Genomic DNA, 20978 nt, shown 5'->3' with positions numbered 1-20978 from the left:
GGCCGAGCATGATCGAGAACCTCGACGCTGATGCGGTGCTTACTCCCACTGCGAGCGGTTACCTCTTCGACCTTCTTGGCGGGAACGTTCAAGATATCAGCCATCAACGCGTTCTTCATGGTGCGAAGCGATACGTGGGTCTTCTCAAGGCTCGTGGACCGCGAGCCGAAACCTGCCCGGCTAAAAGGCGCGGAGCCAAGTCGGCGGCGGCCCGTTGCGGGGCCCGACCCAGCCTTACAAACGATAGCCGAGTCGTTCTTTCGTGCTTCCCACACAGTGCGACTTACTGACGCCAGTTTCGGATCACCGCACACAAATGCGATCCATTCGTCGCCAAGTACAATGCCTCGGCAACTGGCAAGCCAATCATCTACCGGGCTCCTTCCTGCATCTTGATTCGGTGGACCGTCGCGTGAAAGGATTCGGTACCACCTTGTCACTCCTGCTGGCGAACGTTCAAGGAAGGTGAGCGAGATCAGCCATCAACACTGATCCGGTAGAGGATTCCGTAATGAGCAATGTGCCGTTTGCCGCCTCCAATACGAGGTTCGTGCAGGTCGCACCAGCGCAGGACTTGATGCGGGCGATCGTTTCGCCGTTCGGCGCCATGACGAAGACGTGGCCGAGGGAGGCGTGCGCGACAAAGAGCCGCCCTTTTTGATCCATCGTCAACCCGTCAGGACCGCTGGTCCCGAAGAACAAGCTGAACCGTCCCACCTTCGCAACCCCGCCGTCACGCATCAGCGGCACGCGCCAGATGCTGTTGTCGCGCGTCATTGCAACGAACAACACGGCCTCGTCGGGACTGAGCACCAGCCCGTTCGGGCTTGGCCCGTTCGAAATCAGGCAATCGAGCCGGCCGTCAGGACGCAGTCGGAACACCCGGCCGGTCGGATCGTGCAATCCAGTTTGCCCCTGATCGGTGAAATAGATGTCGCCGTTGGTCGCGATATGCAGGTCGTTGCAGCCTCTGAAGGACTCGGAATTGCGGTGCCCCAGAAGCGGGCTGATAGTATCCCGCTGCGGATCGAGCTCCATGAGGCCGTTCATGTAGTCGGCCACCAGCACCCGGCCATCAGGTGCGATCTTCAGACCATTCGGCCAGCCGTCATATTCGATTATCAGAGACCAGATGCCGTCGCGCGAAATCCGGAAAATGCGGCCGAAGGGGATATCGACGACGTAGAGATTCCCGGACTTGTCAAACGACGGCCCCTCGATGAAACAATCCACCGGATGGCCCCCGCGGTTGGCATCCGCCCATTTCGAGGAAACACCAGGTCGACGAAATTCCGCCGGCATCGACGAGAACACGCGGGTCTCAACCAGCTGAGGCGGCTTGTCGAGATACATCATGACGCGCCTCCCAGCGTGCGGCGCGGCTGGCCCTCATATTTGTAGCCAAACTGCTTGGGCATCGGTCCCTTGTTACGATCCTTGCGCCTGGTCTGTTCCCAGGCGTGGGCCAGGATTCCGACCGCGCGCGACAGGCAGAAGACGCCGCGCGCCAGCGGAGGCGCGAAGCCGAGCTCGCCATAAATGACCGCGGTCGCGCCATCAATGTTCATTGGGATGAGTTTGCCCTTGCGCTGCTGCATCACGCGCTCGATCGCGCGGGCGGCCTTGGCATAGTCGCCGCTGACACTGCCCTCAGCACCTGCGCCATCCACCAGCGCCAATAGCGGTGCCGCGCGCGGGTCGACCGGATGAAACCGGTGGCCGAAGCCGGGCAGATATTTGCCGCGCCTTGCGGTGAAATGGTCGATTGCGGCGGCCGCGGCCTCGCCGATCTCTAGGCCATCGCGCCTCCGCAGCACATCTTCGTAGAGTTCGACCGCCTGCTCCCCTGCTCCGCCGTGCACGTCATCGAGCGTATTGATCGCGGAGGCCATCGCACCGTTCAGGGGCAGCCCGCAGCTCACCGCCATCTGCGCAATTGCGATGGAGGGCGCGTGCGGACCGTGGTCAACGGACGCGACCAGCGCAGCCTGCAGCAGCCGCTCCTGCGCTGGCGTCGGCAGATCGCCGCGCAACATCAGCCAGATCATGGCGGGAAAGGAAATCCGGCCGATCAAATCTTCGATTGGATAACCCCGATAGGCGATGCGACCGGGCGCGATGTCGCAGATGGAGGTTCGCCACCAACGGGCCGCTTGCTGTCGCAGTTCTTCTTCGCTCATTTCCGGTTCCGCCCCTTCAACCTGCCGATTGCAACCGCCGTAAGCCGTCGAATATCATGATATTGGTCCGTCCGCGGCTACGCGGACGGGCAGGAAATCAGCCTCTCCTTGCTTGGCGTCCCGACGGCCCGGCTTGAGACCAGTTGCTCGACCTCCGCATACGAATAGCCGAGCCGCTGCAGCCATCGCTCGGTGTCTGCTCCGAGCGTCGCAGGTGGTGAAGGCACCGAAAACTCCTCATCCAGCCGGAAGCCCGGCCGCGTGATTCGTAACGGCTGCGCACCGTCTTGTTCTGGGGCCAAAGTCTCGACGAATCCGCGCTCGAGGAGCTGTGGCTGCTGCAAAACTTGCGAGACCGTCAGCACGCAGCCTGCGGGGACTCCAGCCAGATTCATTTGGGCCTCCCATTCGTCAGCGGGCTTGCAACTCAACGCCTTGTTCAACTCCGTGTTCAGCGCTGCGCGATTGACCTTGCGCATCTCGCGCCCAGCAAAGCGTGGATCCGTCTTCAGGTCCGGTCGGCCAATCAGGTCGCATAGGGCTTGGTACTGCTTCTGCTCGTTGGCGGAAATGTTCAGCGGGCCTGTTGCGGTGCGGAACGTGCCGGAGGGAGCCGCGGTGAAGTTCTCGTTGCCGATGGGCTGCGGCTCGACACCAGCGTTCAGGTGGTTGGAGACGACCCATCCCATCGCTGCAACGGTGGCTTCGAGCAGGGACACGTCAATGAACCGACCGCGGCCGCTATGCCGCTGTTCGACCAGAGCCGCGGCGATGGCAAAGGCAGCAGTCAGTCCCGCAATCGTGTCCGAGATCGGAAAGCCCGTGCGCAGGGGAGCCGAGGCCGTATCGCCAGTGACGCTCATGGCACCAGACAGACCCTGAACGATCTGGTCATAGGCTGGACGGGCGGACCACGGCCCGCTCTGCCCAAAGCCGGAGATCGCGCAGTAGACCAGACGCGGGTTCTGCCTGCTGAGCACATCAAAGCCCAGGCTAAGCCGTTCCATCACCTTCGGCCGGAAGTTTTCGAGCACCACATCGGCTTCTTTGACGAGTCGCAAGAATACCTCGCGGCCCGATTCCGACTTCAAGTCCAGCGCCACGGATTGCTTGCCGGCGTTAACCGCGACAAAAGAGAGGCCCTGCAGGCGCTCTGCCCTTTGCGGATCGGCGCCGAGGCGCCGCGCGAGGTCGCCGCCGTTCGGATTTTCGACTTTGATGACCTCCGCGCCAAGACGCGCGAGATGATAACCGCAGAACGGACCGGCCAACACGTTCGACAGGTCCAGGACGCGGATGCCGGTGAGCGGCAGAGACATCTGAAGACGCCTTCCTTTAGGTGATCCGATGGTGAGGGCTTGGCCGGCGGGCAGCTATTTCAGTTGTTGTGCGGCGCGTTCCGCGAAACGATTGGTGAAGGTTTTGTTCAGGTCGATCTTTGCGGCAGCAATTTTTGGATCAAAGTCGCTCAGGACAGCCAGCGGGACCTTGGCCGCCTCAATGTCCATCTGTCCGGTTGGCGAGAAGAGCGCTTTCGATGCGTTCATGATTTCGATATTCACCTCGCGATTGTCAGTCTTGTAACCAGGAGGAATCGTATCGACGAGCTGCTCCGTCGGCGTTGCGTTGATCCAGCGGTGAGTTTTGAGCAAGGCGTTGACCAGGCGCTGGACCGTTTCGGGATTTTTGTCGATGAAAGACTGCTGAAGGTAGAGACACGCGGTCGGATAGGATCCGCCGAAGGCCTGCTTTGAGCCTTCGATCGTGCGCGCATCGAACAGCGCTGTCGCGCTCTTCTTGCGCGCGAGAAGCGTCGCGATGGGATCGAAATAGACCAGGGCATCGACGTTCATGGCCTCAAGCGCCACCATGCCCGGTGCGCCGCTGCCGACGGCAATGATGTTGACATCGCGTGAACCCAATCCTGACTTCTTGATGTAGTAACGCGCCATAGTCTCCGTCGATGACCCCGGCGCCGTGATCCCGAGCCTGAGACCCTTCAGGTCGGCGCCGGTTCTGACCTTGTCGGCGAGGTCGCTGCGGACACCGAGCAGGACGCCGGGAATGTCATTCAGCAGGAACACGCAGGAAATTTGCTTACCCAGCGCCTGCATCTGAATGGTGTGATCGTAAAAGCCGATAGTCCCGTCGACGGAGCCGCCGATCAGGGCCTGCAGAGCCTTTGAGCCACCGGCCTGGAAGTTCTCGACGGTAACGTCAAGGCCTTCTTCCTTAAAGGAGCCAAGCTTCACTCCAAGTTCGACAGGCATATAGTTGAGAATTTGTGACCCCACGGCGATCTTCAATTTTGTTTTCTCGGGCTCGGTGGCATGCGCCAAAATGACCGAGAATGCGGCCAGCGCCACGACCGGCGTCAATCTTATGGAAACGTGCATGCGAACCTCCATGATTGATGGGAGAGCGTACGATCAGCTTTCGTGCGCAGGCGCCGGCCGCCAGACCAGGAGCCGCTTTTCCGCGCAGTCGACGATGGCATCGAGGACAACGACGAAGGCGGAGAGAACGATAATTCCTGCGAACACTCCGGTCGCATCGAGGACGCCTTCGGCCTGCGCAATTAAGTGCCCCAATCCTGCGGACGAGCCGAGATATTCGGCGACCACGGCTCCCATCACGGCCATGCCGACGGACACCCGCAGGCTCGACAGAATCCAGGTCGTGGCGGACGGCAGGTAGACGTGCCGTAGCAGGGACGACTTCGATGCACGCAGCAGGCGGGCATTCGCCAGCACGACCGGATTGACCTCGCGGACGCCCTGGAAGGTGTTGAAGAATGCGACGAATAGAACCAGCGTGACGCCGAGCGCAACCTTGGAGGTGAGGCCCAATCCGAACCAGATGACGAAAATGGGTCCAAGCAAGATCCGCGGGATTGCATTGAACATCTTGATAAAGGGCTGAACGACTTCGGCAGCAAACGGGCTTAAGCCCAGCCAGATACCAAGTGCTGTGCCGATCCCGATGCCAGCCAGGAACGACAGGACCGTCTCCAGCAATGTTATGCCAATATCGGTCCAAAAGTCCGCCGTCGACATCCACTCCCCGATCCTTACGACAAGTGTCGACGGTGCCGGAAAGAAGAAGGGATCGATCAGTCCGGCCCACACGCCCAATTCCCAGATCAGGATCAGGCCAAGGAGGATGGCGAACTGCGTGAGAGCGACCCTACCCCTGCGTGACATAGCTTTTCTCCACTTCGGCGCCGAGCAGCGACCAGATTTCACGATAGAGCGCGACGAATTCGTCGGTGGTCTGCAGCGCAGAAACATCGCGCGGACGAGGCAGCGTGATCCTGACGTCGGCAACCATGCGGCTGGCGGGACCGGCAGACATCACAACGACGCGGTCCGCCAGCGTGATCGCCTCATCGAGATCATGGGTGATGAAGATGAGCGAGCGCCGGTCCGCCTGCCAGAGGTCGAGCAGGATGCGGTGCATGAGTCGGCGTGTATGAACGTCCAGCGCGGAGAACGGCTCATCCATGAGAACGATTTTGGGCTCCATGATCAGGGTTTGTGCCATCGCAACGCGCTTGCGCTGGCCGCCGGACAATTGATGCGGATAGCGCTCCTCGAATCCCTTCAATCCGACCTTGGCGAGCCAGGGCCGTGCCTGCTCGCGCGCTTTCGCGATCGAGCTGCCCTGAAAGACGAGCCCGAGGCCGACATTGTCCTGGGCGGTCTTCCAGGGCAGCAGCCCTTCCTGTTGAAGCATGTAGCCGGACTGACCGTTCAGACCCGTAAGAGACTGGCCGAAAATGCGAACGTCGCCGGCGGCGGGCTTCAGCAGTCCGGTGACAGTGTTGAGAATGGTCGATTTTCCGCAGCCGGTCGGCCCGACCACTGCAACGAATTCAGTCTCGGCCACCTGGAGGTTCATGCTTTTGACGGCCGTGAAGTCGCCGAAGCGAATCATCACGTCGCGCAAGTCCACGGCAAGTCCCGGCCGCCCCATTGTTTCGCTCCATAGAACTTGTTCTGGCGTCTGGAACCGAGTAGCTCGCGTCTCACAAGGAGTCAATCGTATTCTGATGTGCAGAATGGCGCTCTTGCTAGCTGGCTGGACTCTTGTCGTCATTCTGACTATTGGTTCTGTACAGCAGAACCAGAGGTATCGATGGTAAGAAAAGGGGTTGATGCGGTCGCGCGGGCACTGGCAATCCTTAAGGCGTTCGACCCGGAGCGCGCCGCGATGACGCTGACGGAGATTGCGGATGCGACTGACCTCTACAAGAGCACAGTCCTTCGCCTTGCCGCATCTCTGGAGGCGGATGGCTTCCTGGTGCGGGGTACGGACCGGCTATTTCGACCCGGACCGGAGCTATGGCGCCTTGGGGCGCTCTATCAGCGCGGGCTCGACCTCGGTGACCTGATCAGACCCTCGCTCCATCGTCTGGTCGAGGCAACCGGAGAGACCGCATCCTTCTACATCGCGGAGGGCGACGAGCGCATCTGCCTTTATCGCGTCAATTCTCCGCGTTCGGTCCGGCATCACCTCGAAGAGGGTCAGCGATTGCCGATTGACCGCGGCGCTGCCGGCCGTGTTCTTACCGCCTACCGCGATTCTGCATCAGCCGATGGAAAGAAGGTCAGAGATCGTGGCTTCTACGTCTCGATCGGCGAGCGGGATCCTGAGGTCGCGGCCGCAGCTGTGCCTGTGATCGACGTTCATGGCCAATTGCGCGGCGCCCTCTCGGTCTCCGCCATTCGGACTCGCTTTGATGCAGATGCTCGGAAGGCTGCGATTGTAGTTCTGAAGTCCGAGGCTAAAGCGCTGATCGGTCTGCTGCCTGCAAGCGAGCGCTGAGCTACAATGGCAGCGTTCCGTTTATGACGCACAGCTCAGCGGGTGCCGCAAGGGCCTCTCCTGAGCGCAGCGTGCATTTCTCACATTGTTGAGGCGCATCGGGGCGCGATTCGGCGAGGCGTTCTTTTGCGGCAAGAATTTTGTGGTGGTTCAAGGAATGCCCTGATAACGACAGAGCGTAGTGCAGATCAGTCTGGAGTGGTGGGACGCCCCTGAAGCTGTTCCTGGAGTCGCCCAAGTGATCCCGCCGCAGATCATCCTCGATCTCGACGCCACCCACCTGTACACGGGCATCAGGAGGGAGGCTTCTTCAAAGGCTATTACGCTGCTCGATATATGTGCTGGTGTTCTGGAGCCGGCATATGCTGAGGGCCAAGCTGCGGCGCGCGGACATCGATGCAAGCGCAGCCAGAACGTTGCGCAGATTGTGCGGCCGTTCGACCCATTTGGCCACCATCTTCGGCGTGGTGTTGAACTGGCGCGCGGCGGCGTGCATTGCTCAGTCCCGCTTCCACACACCGCACCATGGCCTCTCGACCTTTCGGCGTCAGGGGAGCATTCTTTTGGCTGTTCATCTGGTCTTTCCGTGGAACACTGAAGCTTCGCAACCTCAGCTTCCTCGGTTCGGACCAGATGGACAACCTCCTGAAAGACCACATCTAGCTCATGCACCGGCGTGGTCTTCCCACGCCTGATGATGTCGAGCGCCACGGTCTGATTGGTGTCGCACCCCAGGCACCGAACTTCCAAGTAAAAATAACCGGCATTGATCGCGTCGCCGATCGTAGGTGACGGCGGGGTCGGTCCCTTCCACGCCTCACAAGCCAGCTTGTCGACTTGCTTGCGCGCCTCCATTGCACGCTCGGCCGACATTCTGATTTGAGTGCCGAACAGAAACCGCGGGATTTCGTGGACATGGCGCTACAGAGAAGCGCAGTAAGACCTTCAACGCAAACAATCAAATAGTGGGGGCACGAGCGGTGCCGTGAAGTTTCGGGTCGGTGCTCTCACACCAGGACTTGCGAGCCGCGAGGTCAATCTTGTGGCTGCGCAGGAACCGCCAAACATATTGGACGTCAACATCGCCCAGCGCCTCGGCCAGCAGAGGGCCTGTCCAGCGTGCAAACCCTTGCGGGGCCGGCTTATCCAGCAGCTTCAGAATCCGCTTGTCGGTGACCTTCGTATAGATCGGCTGCTTGCCGGGCCGCGGCTTGTCTTGCAGCCCTTCAAGGCCATGATCGGCATAGCGGTGCCGCCAAAGGCTGACAATCCGCGGCTGGACTCCGACTTCTTTGGCGATCGACCGGGTGCTGCGCCCATCCGCCGCCAACAGAACGATCCGCGCTCGCTTCAAATCGCGCTGCAACGTCATTGGCGAGCGACAACACGCCTCAAGCACCTTGCGATCTTTCCGCGAAAGGTGGACTTCTTTTGCTTCGGGGATCATCCATATCTTGAATCACGACTCACGATCCAAGAAAAGTGGGTACTGCTCTCGTTCATGGCGTATCGCTCTCCTTGAGAGGTTCTGGCAGGCTCGACACCCGCCTCGATACGCCGCCTATCTCAGTCCGTCATCACCCAGCTTAGTCAGAGATCGAAGTGATCGATGATGATCTCGGTCGTTCAGCCGCCGGCGGCGTACAACGCGCCGGTTTCGAGCGAATGGTAGCGGAGGTTTGCCTCGGTAAGGTTGGGGCGGTTTGCGCCCGCGAGGTCTCTCGCTTCGCTCGCAACAGCCGGGATTGGCAGCAACTCATCGAGATGTGTCGCGTGGTCGATACCGTCCTGGTCGATCAGGAGACGATCTATGCGCCAAGGCACGGCAACGACCGCCTGCTGCTCGGGCTCAAGGGCAGCCTCAACGAGTACGAGTTGGATCTGTTGCGCCAGCGCTCGCTCTCGGCCCGCTACGAGAAGGCGCGCCGGGGCGAGTTGGTTGTGGCGGCGCCGGTCGGCTTCGTGAAGGCCGGCGACCGTTATGAGAAAGATCCGGATCGGCGTGTCCAGGAAGCGATCAGGCTGGTGTTCGACAAGGTCGAGGAACTGGGCGGCGCGCGACAGGCGCTCTGCTGGCTCCACGAGTACAATCTCGATCTGCCGGTGAAGCAGACCAACGGGGACACGGCCCGGCGGGGACCACACTACTCCGCCATCGGCAGGCTTAAACACCGGGATGTGGTAGTTCGAGCGCATTGATGTGACGCGCTCGCGGGTACGCGATTGCCGTTGCCGGTCTTGAGGCCATGGCGATTGAGGAAGCCGGCAATGAGATCGTCGCTGGCGATCAGCACCAGTTGGCGCACGGCTGGATGATGTCGGCGGAGAGCATCACGCACCTGATCCCGCCGTTCCTTAGCTCTCTTGGCGGCCGCGATTGCAGCGGCGATCGCCCCATGACGCCAAGCAGCGCTTCCTCGATCACCGCGCTGAACGATGCGGAGTTGAATGCCCTACATTAACGCGCGTCCCGCGTATTGAGGGGCGATGGGACAACTGTTCGAAGCGCAACGTCCTGTCGGACGATAGCAGCGCAGACTGTCAGTCTTGAGACAAATGTCAGCAACTTGACGCTACACACCTTACGGAGTGCCTGCAGAGCCTCGAACTCTCTTCGGCACGAGGTTTGCGTTGTTCACGTCATCATCACCAATCGCAGTGCGATGGTCTTCGGGACGGACTCGGCGCGCATCGCCGTTAGCGTCTGGTCCGCCCCGACGGCTTGCTGCGGCGATAACTTAAGGGCGCTCGGTTGTGGACCGAGAAAATGCAGGGAAGTATTGGATGCGATCTGGAGTTCTTCTTTCGGGAGCCACAACAATTGCGCTCATCGCAAGCGGTGCAGCCAATGCGGCGAACCTTGAGCCGGAAGTGAAACTGCCACCCGCGGTGTGGAGCTGGTCCGGAGGCTATATTGGCGGGCACGTCGGCGGTGGGTACGGCCGAACCTCCTTCAGCAATCCCTACGGTCCGTCAATCTATGGCGGCGGCGTCGATACCCCAGTGTTCCTCGCAGGAGGCCAGATCGGCTACAATTGGCAGAAGAACGGCTGGGTGTTTGGCGTCGAACTAGATGCCAGCCGTGCTGTCTCCGATGGCACAAATACTTGCCTGGCCGCCTCGGGCTTTGTTGTGAGCGCAAACTGCACGGCAGGTCCAAACCTCTTTGCCACCGGGACCGGCCGCGTCGGTTACGCGTTCGGCGCTCTCGGCCATACGCTGGCCTATCTCAAGGGAGGCGTGGCTTGGCAATACAATCAGGGCAACGTGCTCAATAACAACGAATATAATGGCCTGCAGCCACAGGAGAACACTCATTTCGACTATGGTCAGGTCGGTGGCATCATCGGGCTGGGCATCGAGCAAGCGCTTACGCCTGCATGGTCGGTCAAAGTAGAGTATGACTATCTGCATTTCGGTGGGCCAAGTGTCGTAACGCCTCCGACGGTGCAGCTTCCGCCGTTGGCAATTCTTCCGGCGAACACAACGAGCCTGTCCAGCAACTATCACATCGGAAAGATGGGGTTGAACTACCATTTCGGCCCGGACCCATGGGCGGCCCAATGGTCCGATGCGCCGCTGTACGCGAAAGCACCTGCCGGCGCGCCGCCGATTGCTTACACGGCCGGTTGGTCGTTCGAAGGCGGATCGCGGCTCTGGCTCAGCCGGGGACGATTCCAATGGGACGCCAGCGCTATTCCCGATGAGATCGCTACTGAAGATCCTAACATTCTTATATCAAGGCTCACCTACCACGGCCTAGATGGACTTTCCGGGGAATTATTTGGCCGTCTTGACAGCCCGTGGGGAGTGTTCCTGAAGAGCAACGTCGGCATCGGGCGCTTCGAGAAAGGAAAGTTCAACGATGAAGATTGGGGCATCCCTCGCAGCTCATATAGCAACACGATATCGGGCCAGGCAAACGGGAGGTTCACGTACTACACGGCCGACGTAGGTTACGATTTTTTGCGCGGCGCCAACTACAAGCTCGGCGGATTTATCGGCTGGACCTATTACGCCCAGAACTCCGACACGATGGGATGCATGCAGATTGCCAACCCCATGCAACTATGCCGGGCGTCCGCTGATCAAATTATTGGCAGCCAGGATACGCAGTGGAATGCACCTCGCGTCGGCCTGAGCGCCGAAACCATGCTTACCGAGCGTTGGCGTTTAAGCACGGATGTCGCTTACCTGCCTTGGACCGATTTCGCTGGTCGCGACCACCATCTCTTGCGCCCGACGACTACCTTTGCTGATCAACGCGGGAACGGAGGCGGGGGTGTACAGGTCGAAGGCGTGTTGTCCTACTTCATCACCAATAATCTGAGCATCGGCGTCGGCGGGCGCTATTGGGCAATGTGGACCCAAAAGGACAGCGAAACGATATGCACAGGCTGTTATCCGGGAACCACTGCGACTGGGTTTTCGAAGTTTAGCATGGAGCGCTGGGGTACGTTCTTTCAGGCCTCTTACAAGGTCAATTGAAAAGGCCCCACCGTAGTCAAGCTCCAGACTCCAGCCTTCCTTGGACGAGCATCCTGAAGCCGTACGCGTTTCCCTAGCAGAAGTACCTTGAACCGTCCGAGACGTTTTCGAAGGTGGAAGTCATTACCGGCGTGGCCCGCCGGCGGCGAGTTTACGGTGGATTCCGCCGCCAAATAGTAGTCAGATACTGTCGAGCAGCTGATAGAAACGTGGAAGCGGCGCCAGGCTGGAATCGGCAACTTCAACAAGCCCCGCAAAGATTTGCCCTTGTAGGACGATTCACGAAGTGTGACGGGGAAAACAAGGTTCAATTCTGATCGACGGGCGATTCGTAAGACGCACGCACTCATTCACTAGTAAAGAAGGGGCCGCCGCCGTGAACTTCGGCGGCGACCCACCTGGGCCTACGGTGCAGAAAGTCCGGTCTGTCATCGGCCCGACATATCGAACTGACAACAAAGACATTCAGCGAGATCACATTACTAGCGAAACAGTCCGCGTGTTTCTTTTACTCCGCGAACGCGCTCGACACCTATCGCCATGGCTGCCGTGCGATTGAACAGGTTTTCACGTTTGCTTCGCGCCAGGACGCGCTCGAAAGCACGGTCCAAAAGTTGATACTCCCTACGCGTGAGTTCCTCCTCCTCCCAGAACAGTCGCTGGAGGTCCTGCACCCATTCAAAGTAGCTGACCACGACACCGCCCGAGTTGCAGAGAATATCGGGGATGAGGAAGATCTCCTCCTGATGGCCTTCCTACTGGCTATTTCGGCGTCGATGACCCATTCCAGGGCAGCCGGAACAAGCACGTCACACGGGATCGTCAGCAACTCGCCTGGATCTAGAGCAAGCTCGCTGGAGTAGCCATCCAGGCTACCTTGCGAGGCAGCATGTCCGACCAGCTGTGGTATATCGAGCCCCCGAGGTCGATAAAGCGCGCCCGTGTGATCGCTGACCGCGATCACTTTCGCTCCCATGTTGTGTAGCTCGAGTGCGGTGATCGAACAGACATTTCCAAAGCCTTGAACAACGGCTGCGCCATTGAGTGGGATTTTGAGCTCGTCCGCTGCGCGGCGAACCAAATGAGCCACACCCCGGCCTGTGGCTTCACGGCGACCGAGCGTTCCGCCAGCGCTGACAGGTTTGCCAGTCACGATCTCGGTGACGGTTTGGCCCTGATACATCGAGTAGATATCCATGAACCACGCCATGATCTGCTCGTTTGTTCCAAGATCGGGAGCTATGACATCTGTGTGCGGCCCAACAAACGGAATCATTTCCAGCATGTACCGGCGCGACAGAGTCAGAAGCTCACGGTTCGACAAGCTAGAAGGGTCGACGTTAATTCCGCCCTTGGCGCCGCCATATGGCAATCCGACCAGGCCACACTTCCAGCTCATCCAGATCGCGAGCGCTGCGACTTCGCCAAGGTCGACGGTTGGCCCGAATCTGGTGCCCCCTTTTGTAGGGCCAAGTGTAAGGTGATGCTGCACCCGATAGCCTTCAAAAACCGCCGTTGTGCTCGTCATCACGGTGAATTGGGCACGACACCGTGACAGATCGCTTCGGCAGCAGCAGGCGGGGTCTTACGGTATCCCCAGATAATTCGCGATCACTTCGAATTGCTTTACGGCCATCTCAAACACTGGCCCAGTGTAGACAGTCACGATAGCTCCTGAGGCTGGATATGAAACATTGGAATGCTTGTGCTTCAGAGCACCGAGCTCCCTAGTGCGTGTTGCGCGTTTCAGTGTGGGCGAGACAACTAGTCCAATCAGCAAGATTGCGTCTCGCGGTCACGCCAAAAATATGACCAATGCGATGAAAGCGAGATTGACCGAGGCGGCCACGACGGCCCAACAGCGAATCGTGGCAGGCGAAAATTCAAGAGCGTCCTGCGAAGTGTCGACCCAAAGCGGCGGCATTCAAGTCAGCTCCAAAGCCCCGGGTTGAGAGACAAACCCGCATAAGCGCAGAAACACCCACTCTGCTAAAGCCGAGCCTTTCGACCGCGCGTAGAGCCCTTGCCGCCCCGCCAACGCGCTCGCAAAAAGGCACCCCCCGCCTGGCGAGCGGGAGCACATTGGCTATCGCTCGCCGAACTGCCCGATCCGTCCGCTAGGCGAGCCGGTGCGATCCGCGAGTGCGAGGAGCACGCCTGGATGAAGGACCGCGCCGATCGCACGCCCGCGAGCCCGCAAAATCCGTGCCCACTGGCAGCGCATCTTGCCGCGAGCTTCTCAGGAGGCTTACGCCCAATGCTCTGGGCTCGATGACATCCGTTCTCAGGTCAACCCGCTATCCCGATTGCTCTTGAACCACGGTGCCGGAGCGCTCGTCTGAGCTCACCGAACTGGTGGAACATGACGAACAGAGCGATCATTCCGGCGCCCAGCTCAGCGATTGCTTGACTGGCTAACAGTCCGTTGAAACCCGCAACCATCGGGAATAACAGTACGGCCGGTATGAAGAGATACCCCTGCCTCGCCAGGGACACAATTGCACTGAGGCGTGCTCTCCCAAACGACTGAAGCATTGCCGTCACGAAACTCTGAACCCCAAACAGCCCAAAGAAGAGATGGAACACGATGCAGGTCGACACGGCTATTTCCGTGACCTTCTCGTTATCGCTAAATAGGCTCGCCAAAGGCCTTGCAAAAATCACAACGGCTGCAGAATACACCATGGAGAATGCGACCGTCACGAAGAGCATGAACTTCGCAGCCTTCAGAATACGAACATAGTCGCGTGCGCCCCAACCGAAACCCAGGATAGCTTGAGCGCCTATGCAGAACCCGGTGATAGGCAGTGCGCCGACCATCAAGATTCGCACAGCTATTCCAACTGCGGCGATGGAATCATCGCCGAACGGTGCAGCAGCTCCATACAACAGCATAACGGCAAAAGCAGATAAGATACTCGTCATTGTCGCCGGCGCGCCTACCAACGCGAGCTGTCTGATCCGATCTGCTCGCAATGATATGTGAGATACCCTGACGAGAACTGTCCCGCCAAGCTTCGTAAAATACGCGATATAGAGTCCAATAGCAGCGATCTGCGATACCAGCGTTGCGATGGCTGCGCCTCGCACACCAAGGTGAAGCAGGAATATGAAGACGGGGTCAAGCACAGCGTTTAGTAGAAACGCGGTAAGCATCGCCCACATGCTGAATCGCGTATCGCCTTCGGCTCTGACAATGAACCCGCTGACGATGTTTAGAAGCATCAGGGTGTTCCCGAACAAAAGCGTTCCCGCGTAGTCGAGCGCCACGGGCATGATGGTTGGAGTGGCTCCGAGGCTTGCGAATATCGCTGGCAGATTTGGAAGCAGTGCGACGGTAACTATGATACCGGTCGGAGCGGTGAGGGCGAGTGCTGTACTTGCGCCTCGACTCGCCTCTAGGTACTCACGAGCGCCCAGATGACGAGATATGAACGACGCCGTTCCAACCCCGATCCCCTGTCCGACTGCCGCGAGCAGGACCATGATCGGCAAGGTCATGCTCACAGCTGCGATCGCCTGCGCGCCAAGTGCGCCAACAAAGATCGCATTGACGACCTGCTGTAACGCATGGATCGATAACCCAACAACAGATGGAATGGCGAGCCGCAGGATAAGGCTCGAGAGATTCGGGTCCGATAGATCGATGTGCTGTTTCTTCTGTGGCATCAAATTGCGCTCGCTCTCGAGCGCGAATTCCGTATCCGGCTCATTCATGGATGAACGTGTCGCGAGCTTTTCCAAATTCGCTGATCGCGTACTCAGCGCAACCCTCTCCGGATCTGCTCCTTGCACAGGGGTACATAAGTTTATCTGCGCCAATCGATCGCCGTGATCGCGTAAATCCGTTTGACGTTTCACAAGCTGATTTTTGCCTTAGTCGATTTTCCCTAGGTATACGCCTCCCGGCAATCGTAGCCTTCTGCGGCTCTTAAGTCAGAACAACGAGGATCCTGATTGAGGTGTTCGTGGGTAGCCACCCAGGTTCTGCCAGTCATATTGTGCCGTTCTGCCCTTTGTTGGCTTCCCGTCGGTTGCGTTCATTTCTGTTTCCTCGATGATGACCGGCGGGGGAACGCGGCCGGACCCTAGCGCCTCAAGTTGGCTTCGGCATCTACCGGATCTTGTAGTAGACGCTCCATCGCCTGCATGGCACAGGCAATGAACGTGCCCAGAACCACTGTTGCGGTTCGGCGACGATCTCGTGCAAGCGCTCCATGATCTCGGGTTCCTTATCGCGATCGAGACGAACGGCAGGCTGCCGGTCCCGGCCGGCGTGGTGACTCGATTTGCGTCAGCAAATCGCGCCGCGTGGGCATCACTCGCGGACACGAACTCAAAATTCGTGTAGCCGCAGCCGGAAGCTCTGCCGGACCGGTTCGATGAGAGGGGGCTCGACAATTTGACGCCGTCGACCACATGCGGCACGCCGTCGCGTAATGTCTGCTCATCGGAAATGGCGACTCAGCGTGCAATCCCACAAACATCCCGGCATCAGATGAAGATATCCCAGGTATTTAAGTTCGAGGCAGCGCACCGACTTCCAAACGTCCCGCAGACACATCGCTGTCATCGGATGCACGGTCATTCCTATCGGGTCGAGGTCGTGCTGAACGGGCCCGTCGATCCGCACACCGGGTTCGTAATGGATTTCTTCAACATGGAAGAAGCGTTCGGTCTTCTTCTAAAGAAGCTCGATCACCATTGCCTGAACAAAGTCCCGGGACTGGAAAATCCGACGGCGGAATATATCGCCATCTGGATCTGGAAGCACGCGAAACCGTGCCTTGCGCAACTCTCGAGCGTGAGGGTGTACGAGACGACCGATTGTTGGGCGGAATATGACGGGCCCGATCGCTGAATTCAGCGCTCATTTTGGACTGTGTCGATGCGGCACGCCTGTCCTTCTTCGGCTCCGAAGCCGACTTGCTCGATCTGCACTTCGGCTCCTCGTCGGCCGGCTCCGCGGGCAGATTCCCGTGCTCGCGGAAGGCCCTTGGATCTCGCGGGAGGTCAGAGGACCGCGCCCGGCTGGGTCATGAGGCCCCCCTAGCACGTGACCGCATTCGGCCAGACGATCCGGAATCCCACGTTGTGCTAACCGCCGGAACTGTCTGGGGGATTCGTTGGAGCGAATTCGATGCTGATTGTACCGGAGAGAGGACCCTCGATCCCGGACGCTCGCGGCTGGGCGATCTCGGTGCTGCAGCAGGTCGGCGCTAGCCGCGAATGCGAGGAGCACGGGTGGATGCGAGCGTGCCATAGAGATCGCCATCAATATCCGCCGTTCGACACTTCGGCGGGCGAAGCCTCTAGTGAAGTTGGCAAGGTGCTGGACTCGAGCGTCCCCGCTGGCTGGTCGCGGATGCCGTTTCGCCCGACCGGTTATTTCCACCCAGCCGATAGCTGCGGACGTAAACCGGCGAATAGCTGTCCACAGGCACCGATGCCTCGCCCGAGCGCATCCGGTAGAGTGCAGTCAGGTGCACGCGGAACGCGATTTCATCTGTTGACCAAGAAAATGACCGATCCCGTAACCTGGCCGAAATGGCGGCCGCGCTCGAGCAATCACGGGATTATCGCATCTTGCGCCGGCTCGTTCCGCGGCCAGAATTCGCTGCGAGCAACGATGAAGCAGCCAAGACTGCTCTCCTACTGGATGTCGAGACGATCGGCGTGAATTCGACCCGCGATCAGATCATCGAGCTTGGAATGGTCAAATTCGCGTACCTACCGGACGGCCGGACCACCCGAGCCCGCGATACATTCAGCTGTTTCAACCAGCCGTCGGTGGCCATCCCCCCGAGGTTACGGCTCTCACCGGGATTACCGACGAGATGGTCAATGGCCACAACCTTGACCCGAATCGCGTTGCCGCCTTCGCGGCAGATGCCGTTGTCGTCATTGCGCACAATGCCGCTTTCGATCGCACGTTCATGGAGCGTTACAGTCCGTCGTTTGAGCATCAAGCTTGGGCGTGTTCGGTCAGTGAGATTGAATGGCGCAGTCATGGCTTCGAAGGCTCACGGCTGCCGTATCTGCGGATGAAGGCGGGCCTGTTTCATGAGGCTCATCGCGCTGTCGATGACTGCCTCGCGCTCCTCGAGATCCAACCCTTGCAGCTCCCCGATCACAATAGGACCGTTCTTTCCGCACTGCTGGAACGTGCGCGGCGCAAAACCACTAGGATCTGGGCCGAACATTCGCCGTTCGAGCCGAAGGATGAACTCAAGACGCGTGGATATCGCTGGAGTGACGGTATCGATGGACGCTCAAAGTCTTGGTACATCGATGTCGACGAAAGCGATCGAGACGCGGAAATCGTGTTCTTGCAAAGGACGATCTATCAGCGCGAAGTGGAGCTCCGCATTCAGAGCCTGACAGCTTTCAACCGCTTTTCCGTCAGGATCTAGAAGGAGACCGGTGCTGCTCGATCCGGAAAATCTACACGAAATCCGCAACAGGCATTAAGACGATTGTAGACACGAGGCCGGACCAAACGGTTGAGCCGATTCGTGCTTCCCGCGCCGTCTCGCGCGACAACGTGGTGTATGTGCCTGCATGCATGATGATCAGGCTTTACGCGAGAAGCGGCCTTTGACGGACGACCGGGTTTGACGGGAATCTGGGTCGAGAGGCCCTCATCAATAGGCACGTTCGGCTTCGGTAGGTTCCCGTTCCACGCCAGGCTCATCGAGCGCCTGACGCGCCACGCCGGCGAAGCCATCTGGCGTCAGCCGCGAGGGACTGGCACGGCCATGGGGCGTAGCCGAGCCGTGCGAGACAGCCCTTGCCCAGAAGGGTAGGAAGCGCGCCCAAGGCCTGATCTTCGCCGCCGAGACTTGGTGAACTCACGCGCTAGGAAGACAGCCTCATCCTTCTTCCGCTCGATCTTCTGTTCGATCTTTTCAAGCGAGGTCTGATGCTTTGGGGTCGCGGTCTCCGTTCCCGCAAAACATGGACACATAAAGCCGACAACATTTAATAAAATAGGCCACGGGCACCATCGACGGTGTCTCGCCAGCCGACATGGAGGAAATCCGTGAGGATCCAGACACCGGACGGGACCTGGGCAGCGAGTTCAGTTTTGAACTCCTTGGATATCGGAGCGGAAGGACTCTATCAGAAGTATGCGTTTTTCTGACAGTGCTTTTCTACGCCCGATTACGGAGCTCACGCAGACGGAGTGCTTGCTCTTGGAGGCTCGACGCAAGGATCATCGAACCAGCGGAATAAGAAAGACCCAATCAGCGACGGTTCCTTGGGGTCGGACCACCGCGTCTGGGCTGCGCGCGACAATTCGCCGCCAGCGGCCAAATTTTATTGATGGACGAGCCGGCGCTCCGCGGCAGCCACTACACATCTGTACGAGAAGCCTCGTGAACCGAGAACGGGTCCGCTAGGCACCGGTCTCCCAGCCACAGACTTACGTCGCCCACCCGCAAGTATTTTTACTCCGCTTTGCTTAGCGTATCTGCTCTCGACTACGCGCCTCATCGCTAGGAATGCCCTCACGCGCGCCGCGGCACTTGAAGAATTTCATTTTCATTCGACGCTGCCGAAGTCAGCATGAGAGAAGCGTTGCGAGTAATCGCTGCGGCTTGGCTGCAGCGCAGCGCAGAAATTTACGCTAGCTTCTGCTCGCGAGTTTGCAAATGCGTACCCGCATCCGATCTCTCCGAAGACAACGAGCGATCATTCGACCGCTTGCCCCCTCTCATCCTCAGAGCTGGGATAATCCGGACAATGAGGAAATCTGGTTTGAGTTGGCGCGCGCTATCGGACGTCAGGTCGCACGGGATGAAAATCACGGCTCGGGGCAGCCGATAAAGGACCGGCATGACGACAGCGTCGAAGAAAACGGCCGTACTATACGCCCGTTATTCCAGCGACATGCAAAAGGCGACCTCGATTGACGGTCAGCTATTGCTCTGCCGGAAGGTCGCATTGCGCAACGGCCTCGATGTCATCGGCGAGCTTGTGGATGCCGCAAAATCTGGTCTTACCGAAGGTGCGCGGGACGGCTATCAGCGCTTGCTCAACGGTGTGAAAAACCAGGACTTTGACGTAGTCGTGGTTGAGCATTTCGACCGCTTGTCGCGCGATCCCGCAACCATCCAGCGTCTCAAGCAGGTTTTTGAGTTCAACGGCGTTGAGCTGATGGATCAGAAAGGGGTCTATGCGACCGCCACTGACATCAGCATCGCAAGTCTCTACAACACGATTTACAAGCCGCAGCTCGCCGAAAAGGTTCGGCGCGGCCATGACAACGCTGTTGCCAACGGAAGAATTCCTGGCTCATACGCCTATGGTTATCGACCGAGGCCGGGCGCGCCGGGCGAACGCGTGATCGATGAGAACGAAGCAAAGATAGCGCTCCGCATCTTCACCGAATATGCAGCGGGCCGCTCGACCCGAACTATCGCCGCTGATCTCATCCGCGACGGCGTGCCCTCACCAGGGGCAACTCGTCACAAGAACAAGGCTGGCCGTACCACCTGGAATCATCAGTGCATCACAGGCGGTCGGCATGGTCGCGGCATTATCGGCAACGATCTATATATCGGCGAGATACATTGGAACGTTCGCTCGACAATTCTCAACCCGGAGACCCAGAAGAAACAGAAGCGCCGCAATCCAGAAGAGCGCCATATCGTAGTCAAAAAGCCAGAGCTGCGGATCGTTCCGCAAGTGCTCTGGAATCGAACGCAGGAGGTTCGTAGCGCGCGCGCCGTATCTATGTTCGGACCGACTGGCAACCCGCGGCGTCGGGTCGTGATCCCGCGCAACAATGAGCACCCGCTTGCCGGTGTGCTCCGGTGTGGCGTCTGCAATGGCCACATGCGAATCGCTCAATCCTCGCGTAACGGTGCACCGCGCGCGGCATGCGCGAGCGCGCATCAGCGGAGCACCTGCGAGCACACCCGTAGCTTTGACATGGACGTTCTGCTCGAGGATGCTTCCGACAAAATCCAACTGAAATTGCTTTCGCCGAAAGCCATTGAAGAGGCGATGTGTGCCTGGAAGGAGGAGCGCAAAAACGATCGGAATAAGGGCAGCGAACACGCTAAGCTAGAGCGTCGACGCCGCGTGTTGACTACCGAGATCGAACGCCTGTCATATGCCATCGCAAATAGCCGTCGGAAGCCGGACGAGTTGCTCAAGCGGATCGATGAGTGCGACCTGGAGCGGGAAAGCGTTGAAGAGCGCTTGCGGCTGCTGGGCGGTGGCGGCGAAAATGTCATTGGCTTCGATCACCCGAAATTCGGTGACCGATACCGTTCGGAGGTTACGGCAAGATCTTCCAGGAATTCCTCGCTCTCGCGGGTCGGCTCTGCTGGTCCACCTTCGGCCTCCAGATGCAGCCCAGGAAGCGCGTGGGGATTGTCGAACCGCGCGGTTGAGCTTTTGGGGTAAAACGTGAATACTATACCGAGTCGTACCGGACCTCCACCATGGCAAAATCGCAAATCCCAAGCAAAA

15 protein-coding genes and 3 pseudogenes are annotated in these 20978 nt (G+C 59.1%); 7 read left to right on the top strand and 11 right to left on the bottom strand.

Annotation, left to right across the window (positions count from 1 at the left end; genetic code table 11):
* Positions 1–456: 456 nt before the first annotated feature.
* The 6 genes from IVB18_RS04575 to IVB18_RS04550 all read right to left on the bottom strand — a co-directional run bounded on the left by IVB18_RS04575 (position 457) and on the right by IVB18_RS04550 (position 6155).
* A complete protein-coding gene (locus IVB18_RS04575) occupies positions 457–1356 on the bottom strand; it encodes an SMP-30/gluconolactonase/LRE family protein (protein ID WP_247324211.1) in 900 nt (299 codons plus the stop codon).
* The gene (locus IVB18_RS04570; RefSeq protein WP_247324210.1) at positions 1353–2180 is read right to left on the bottom strand and encodes a citryl-CoA lyase; all 828 of its coding nucleotides are present in this window, start codon (positions 2178–2180) and stop codon (positions 1353–1355) included. Before IVB18_RS04570 ends, IVB18_RS04575 begins: the two co-directional genes overlap by 4 nt.
* Before the next feature lie 77 nt (positions 2181–2257).
* Positions 2258–3499 (bottom strand): CoA transferase, encoded by a 1242-nt coding sequence (locus IVB18_RS04565; protein WP_247324209.1) that lies wholly within the window; start codon positions 3497–3499, stop codon positions 2258–2260.
* Between the two features lie 54 nt (positions 3500–3553).
* The gene (locus IVB18_RS04560; protein WP_247324208.1) at positions 3554–4576 is read right to left on the bottom strand and encodes an ABC transporter substrate-binding protein; all 1023 of its coding nucleotides are present in this window, start codon (positions 4574–4576) and stop codon (positions 3554–3556) included.
* A 33-nt stretch (positions 4577–4609) separates the two neighbouring features.
* A complete protein-coding gene (locus IVB18_RS04555; RefSeq protein ID WP_247324200.1) occupies positions 4610–5383 on the bottom strand; it encodes an ABC transporter permease in 774 nt (257 codons plus the stop codon).
* On the bottom strand, positions 5367–6155 hold the full coding sequence (locus tag IVB18_RS04550; RefSeq protein WP_247324192.1) for an ABC transporter ATP-binding protein: 789 nt from the start codon (positions 6153–6155) through the stop codon (positions 5367–5369). Before IVB18_RS04550 ends, IVB18_RS04555 begins: the two co-directional genes overlap by 17 nt.
* Positions 6156–6317: 162 nt before the next feature.
* On the opposite strand from IVB18_RS04550, the gene IVB18_RS04545 reads away from it, so the two are divergent.
* Positions 6318–7007: an IclR family transcriptional regulator gene (locus tag IVB18_RS04545; RefSeq protein ID WP_247988126.1), complete on the top strand. Its 690-nt coding sequence runs from the start codon at positions 6318–6320 to the stop codon at positions 7005–7007.
* A gap of 310 nt (positions 7008–7317) precedes the next feature.
* Here IVB18_RS04545 and IVB18_RS04540 read toward each other — a convergent pair whose 3' ends face one another.
* The 3 genes and pseudogenes from IVB18_RS04540 to IVB18_RS04530 all read right to left on the bottom strand — a co-directional run.
* Positions 7318–7503 carry a hypothetical protein gene (locus tag IVB18_RS04540; protein ID WP_247324366.1) on the bottom strand — a complete coding sequence of 62 codons (186 nt, stop codon included), beginning with the start codon at positions 7501–7503 and terminating at the stop codon, positions 7318–7320.
* 161 nt (positions 7504–7664) lie between these two features.
* Positions 7665–7924, bottom strand: a pseudogene (locus IVB18_RS04535) (hypothetical protein); the annotation flags it as partial.
* Positions 7925–7977: 53 nt separating this feature from the next.
* Positions 7978–8454, bottom strand: a pseudogene (locus IVB18_RS04530) (helix-turn-helix domain-containing protein); the annotation flags it as partial.
* A 155-nt stretch (positions 8455–8609) separates the two neighbouring features.
* Between IVB18_RS04530 and IVB18_RS04525 the strand changes: the two are divergent.
* The 3 genes from IVB18_RS04525 (at position 8610) to IVB18_RS04515 (ending at position 11495) form a co-directional block, all read left to right on the top strand.
* Entirely contained in the window at positions 8610–9206 is a 597-nt protein-coding gene (locus IVB18_RS04525; RefSeq protein WP_247324190.1) for a recombinase family protein, read from the top strand.
* A gap of 47 nt (positions 9207–9253) precedes the next feature.
* On the top strand, positions 9254–9469 hold the full coding sequence (locus IVB18_RS04520) for a hypothetical protein (RefSeq protein ID WP_247324189.1): 216 nt from the start codon (positions 9254–9256) through the stop codon (positions 9467–9469).
* Between the two features lie 322 nt (positions 9470–9791).
* The gene (locus IVB18_RS04515; RefSeq protein WP_247324188.1) at positions 9792–11495 is read left to right on the top strand and encodes an outer membrane beta-barrel protein; all 1704 of its coding nucleotides are present in this window, start codon (positions 9792–9794) and stop codon (positions 11493–11495) included.
* Between the two features lie 482 nt (positions 11496–11977).
* Here the strand turns inward: IVB18_RS04515 and IVB18_RS04510 are convergent.
* Both IVB18_RS04510 and IVB18_RS04505 read right to left on the bottom strand, forming a co-directional pair.
* Positions 11978–13161: pseudogene (locus tag IVB18_RS04510) on the bottom strand (Glu/Leu/Phe/Val dehydrogenase).
* A 623-nt stretch (positions 13162–13784) separates the two neighbouring features.
* Positions 13785–15212: an MATE family efflux transporter gene (locus IVB18_RS04505; protein WP_247991550.1), complete on the bottom strand. Its 1428-nt coding sequence runs from the start codon at positions 15210–15212 to the stop codon at positions 13785–13787.
* 781 nt (positions 15213–15993) lie between these two features.
* Between IVB18_RS04505 and queD the strand changes: the two genes are divergently transcribed.
* The 3 genes from queD to IVB18_RS04490 all read left to right on the top strand — a co-directional run bounded on the left by queD (position 15994) and on the right by IVB18_RS04490 (position 20912).
* Complete coding sequence (gene queD, locus IVB18_RS04500) at positions 15994–16356, top strand: 6-carboxytetrahydropterin synthase QueD (protein ID WP_247324346.1); 363 nt, start codon at positions 15994–15996, stop codon at positions 16354–16356.
* An 859-nt stretch (positions 16357–17215) separates the two neighbouring features.
* Positions 17216–17908: a 3'-5' exonuclease gene (locus tag IVB18_RS04495; protein ID WP_346732657.1), complete on the top strand. Its 693-nt coding sequence runs from the start codon at positions 17216–17218 to the stop codon at positions 17906–17908.
* Between the two features lie 1426 nt (positions 17909–19334).
* On the top strand, positions 19335–20912 hold the full coding sequence (locus IVB18_RS04490) for a recombinase family protein (RefSeq protein ID WP_247988125.1): 1578 nt from the start codon (positions 19335–19337) through the stop codon (positions 20910–20912).
* Positions 20913–20978 lie beyond the last annotated feature (66 nt).

Source organism: Bradyrhizobium sp. 186, from assembly GCF_023101685.1.
GTDB lineage: Bacteria > Pseudomonadota > Alphaproteobacteria > Rhizobiales > Xanthobacteraceae > Bradyrhizobium.
This window is presented reverse-complemented; position numbering and strand designations above follow the sequence as displayed.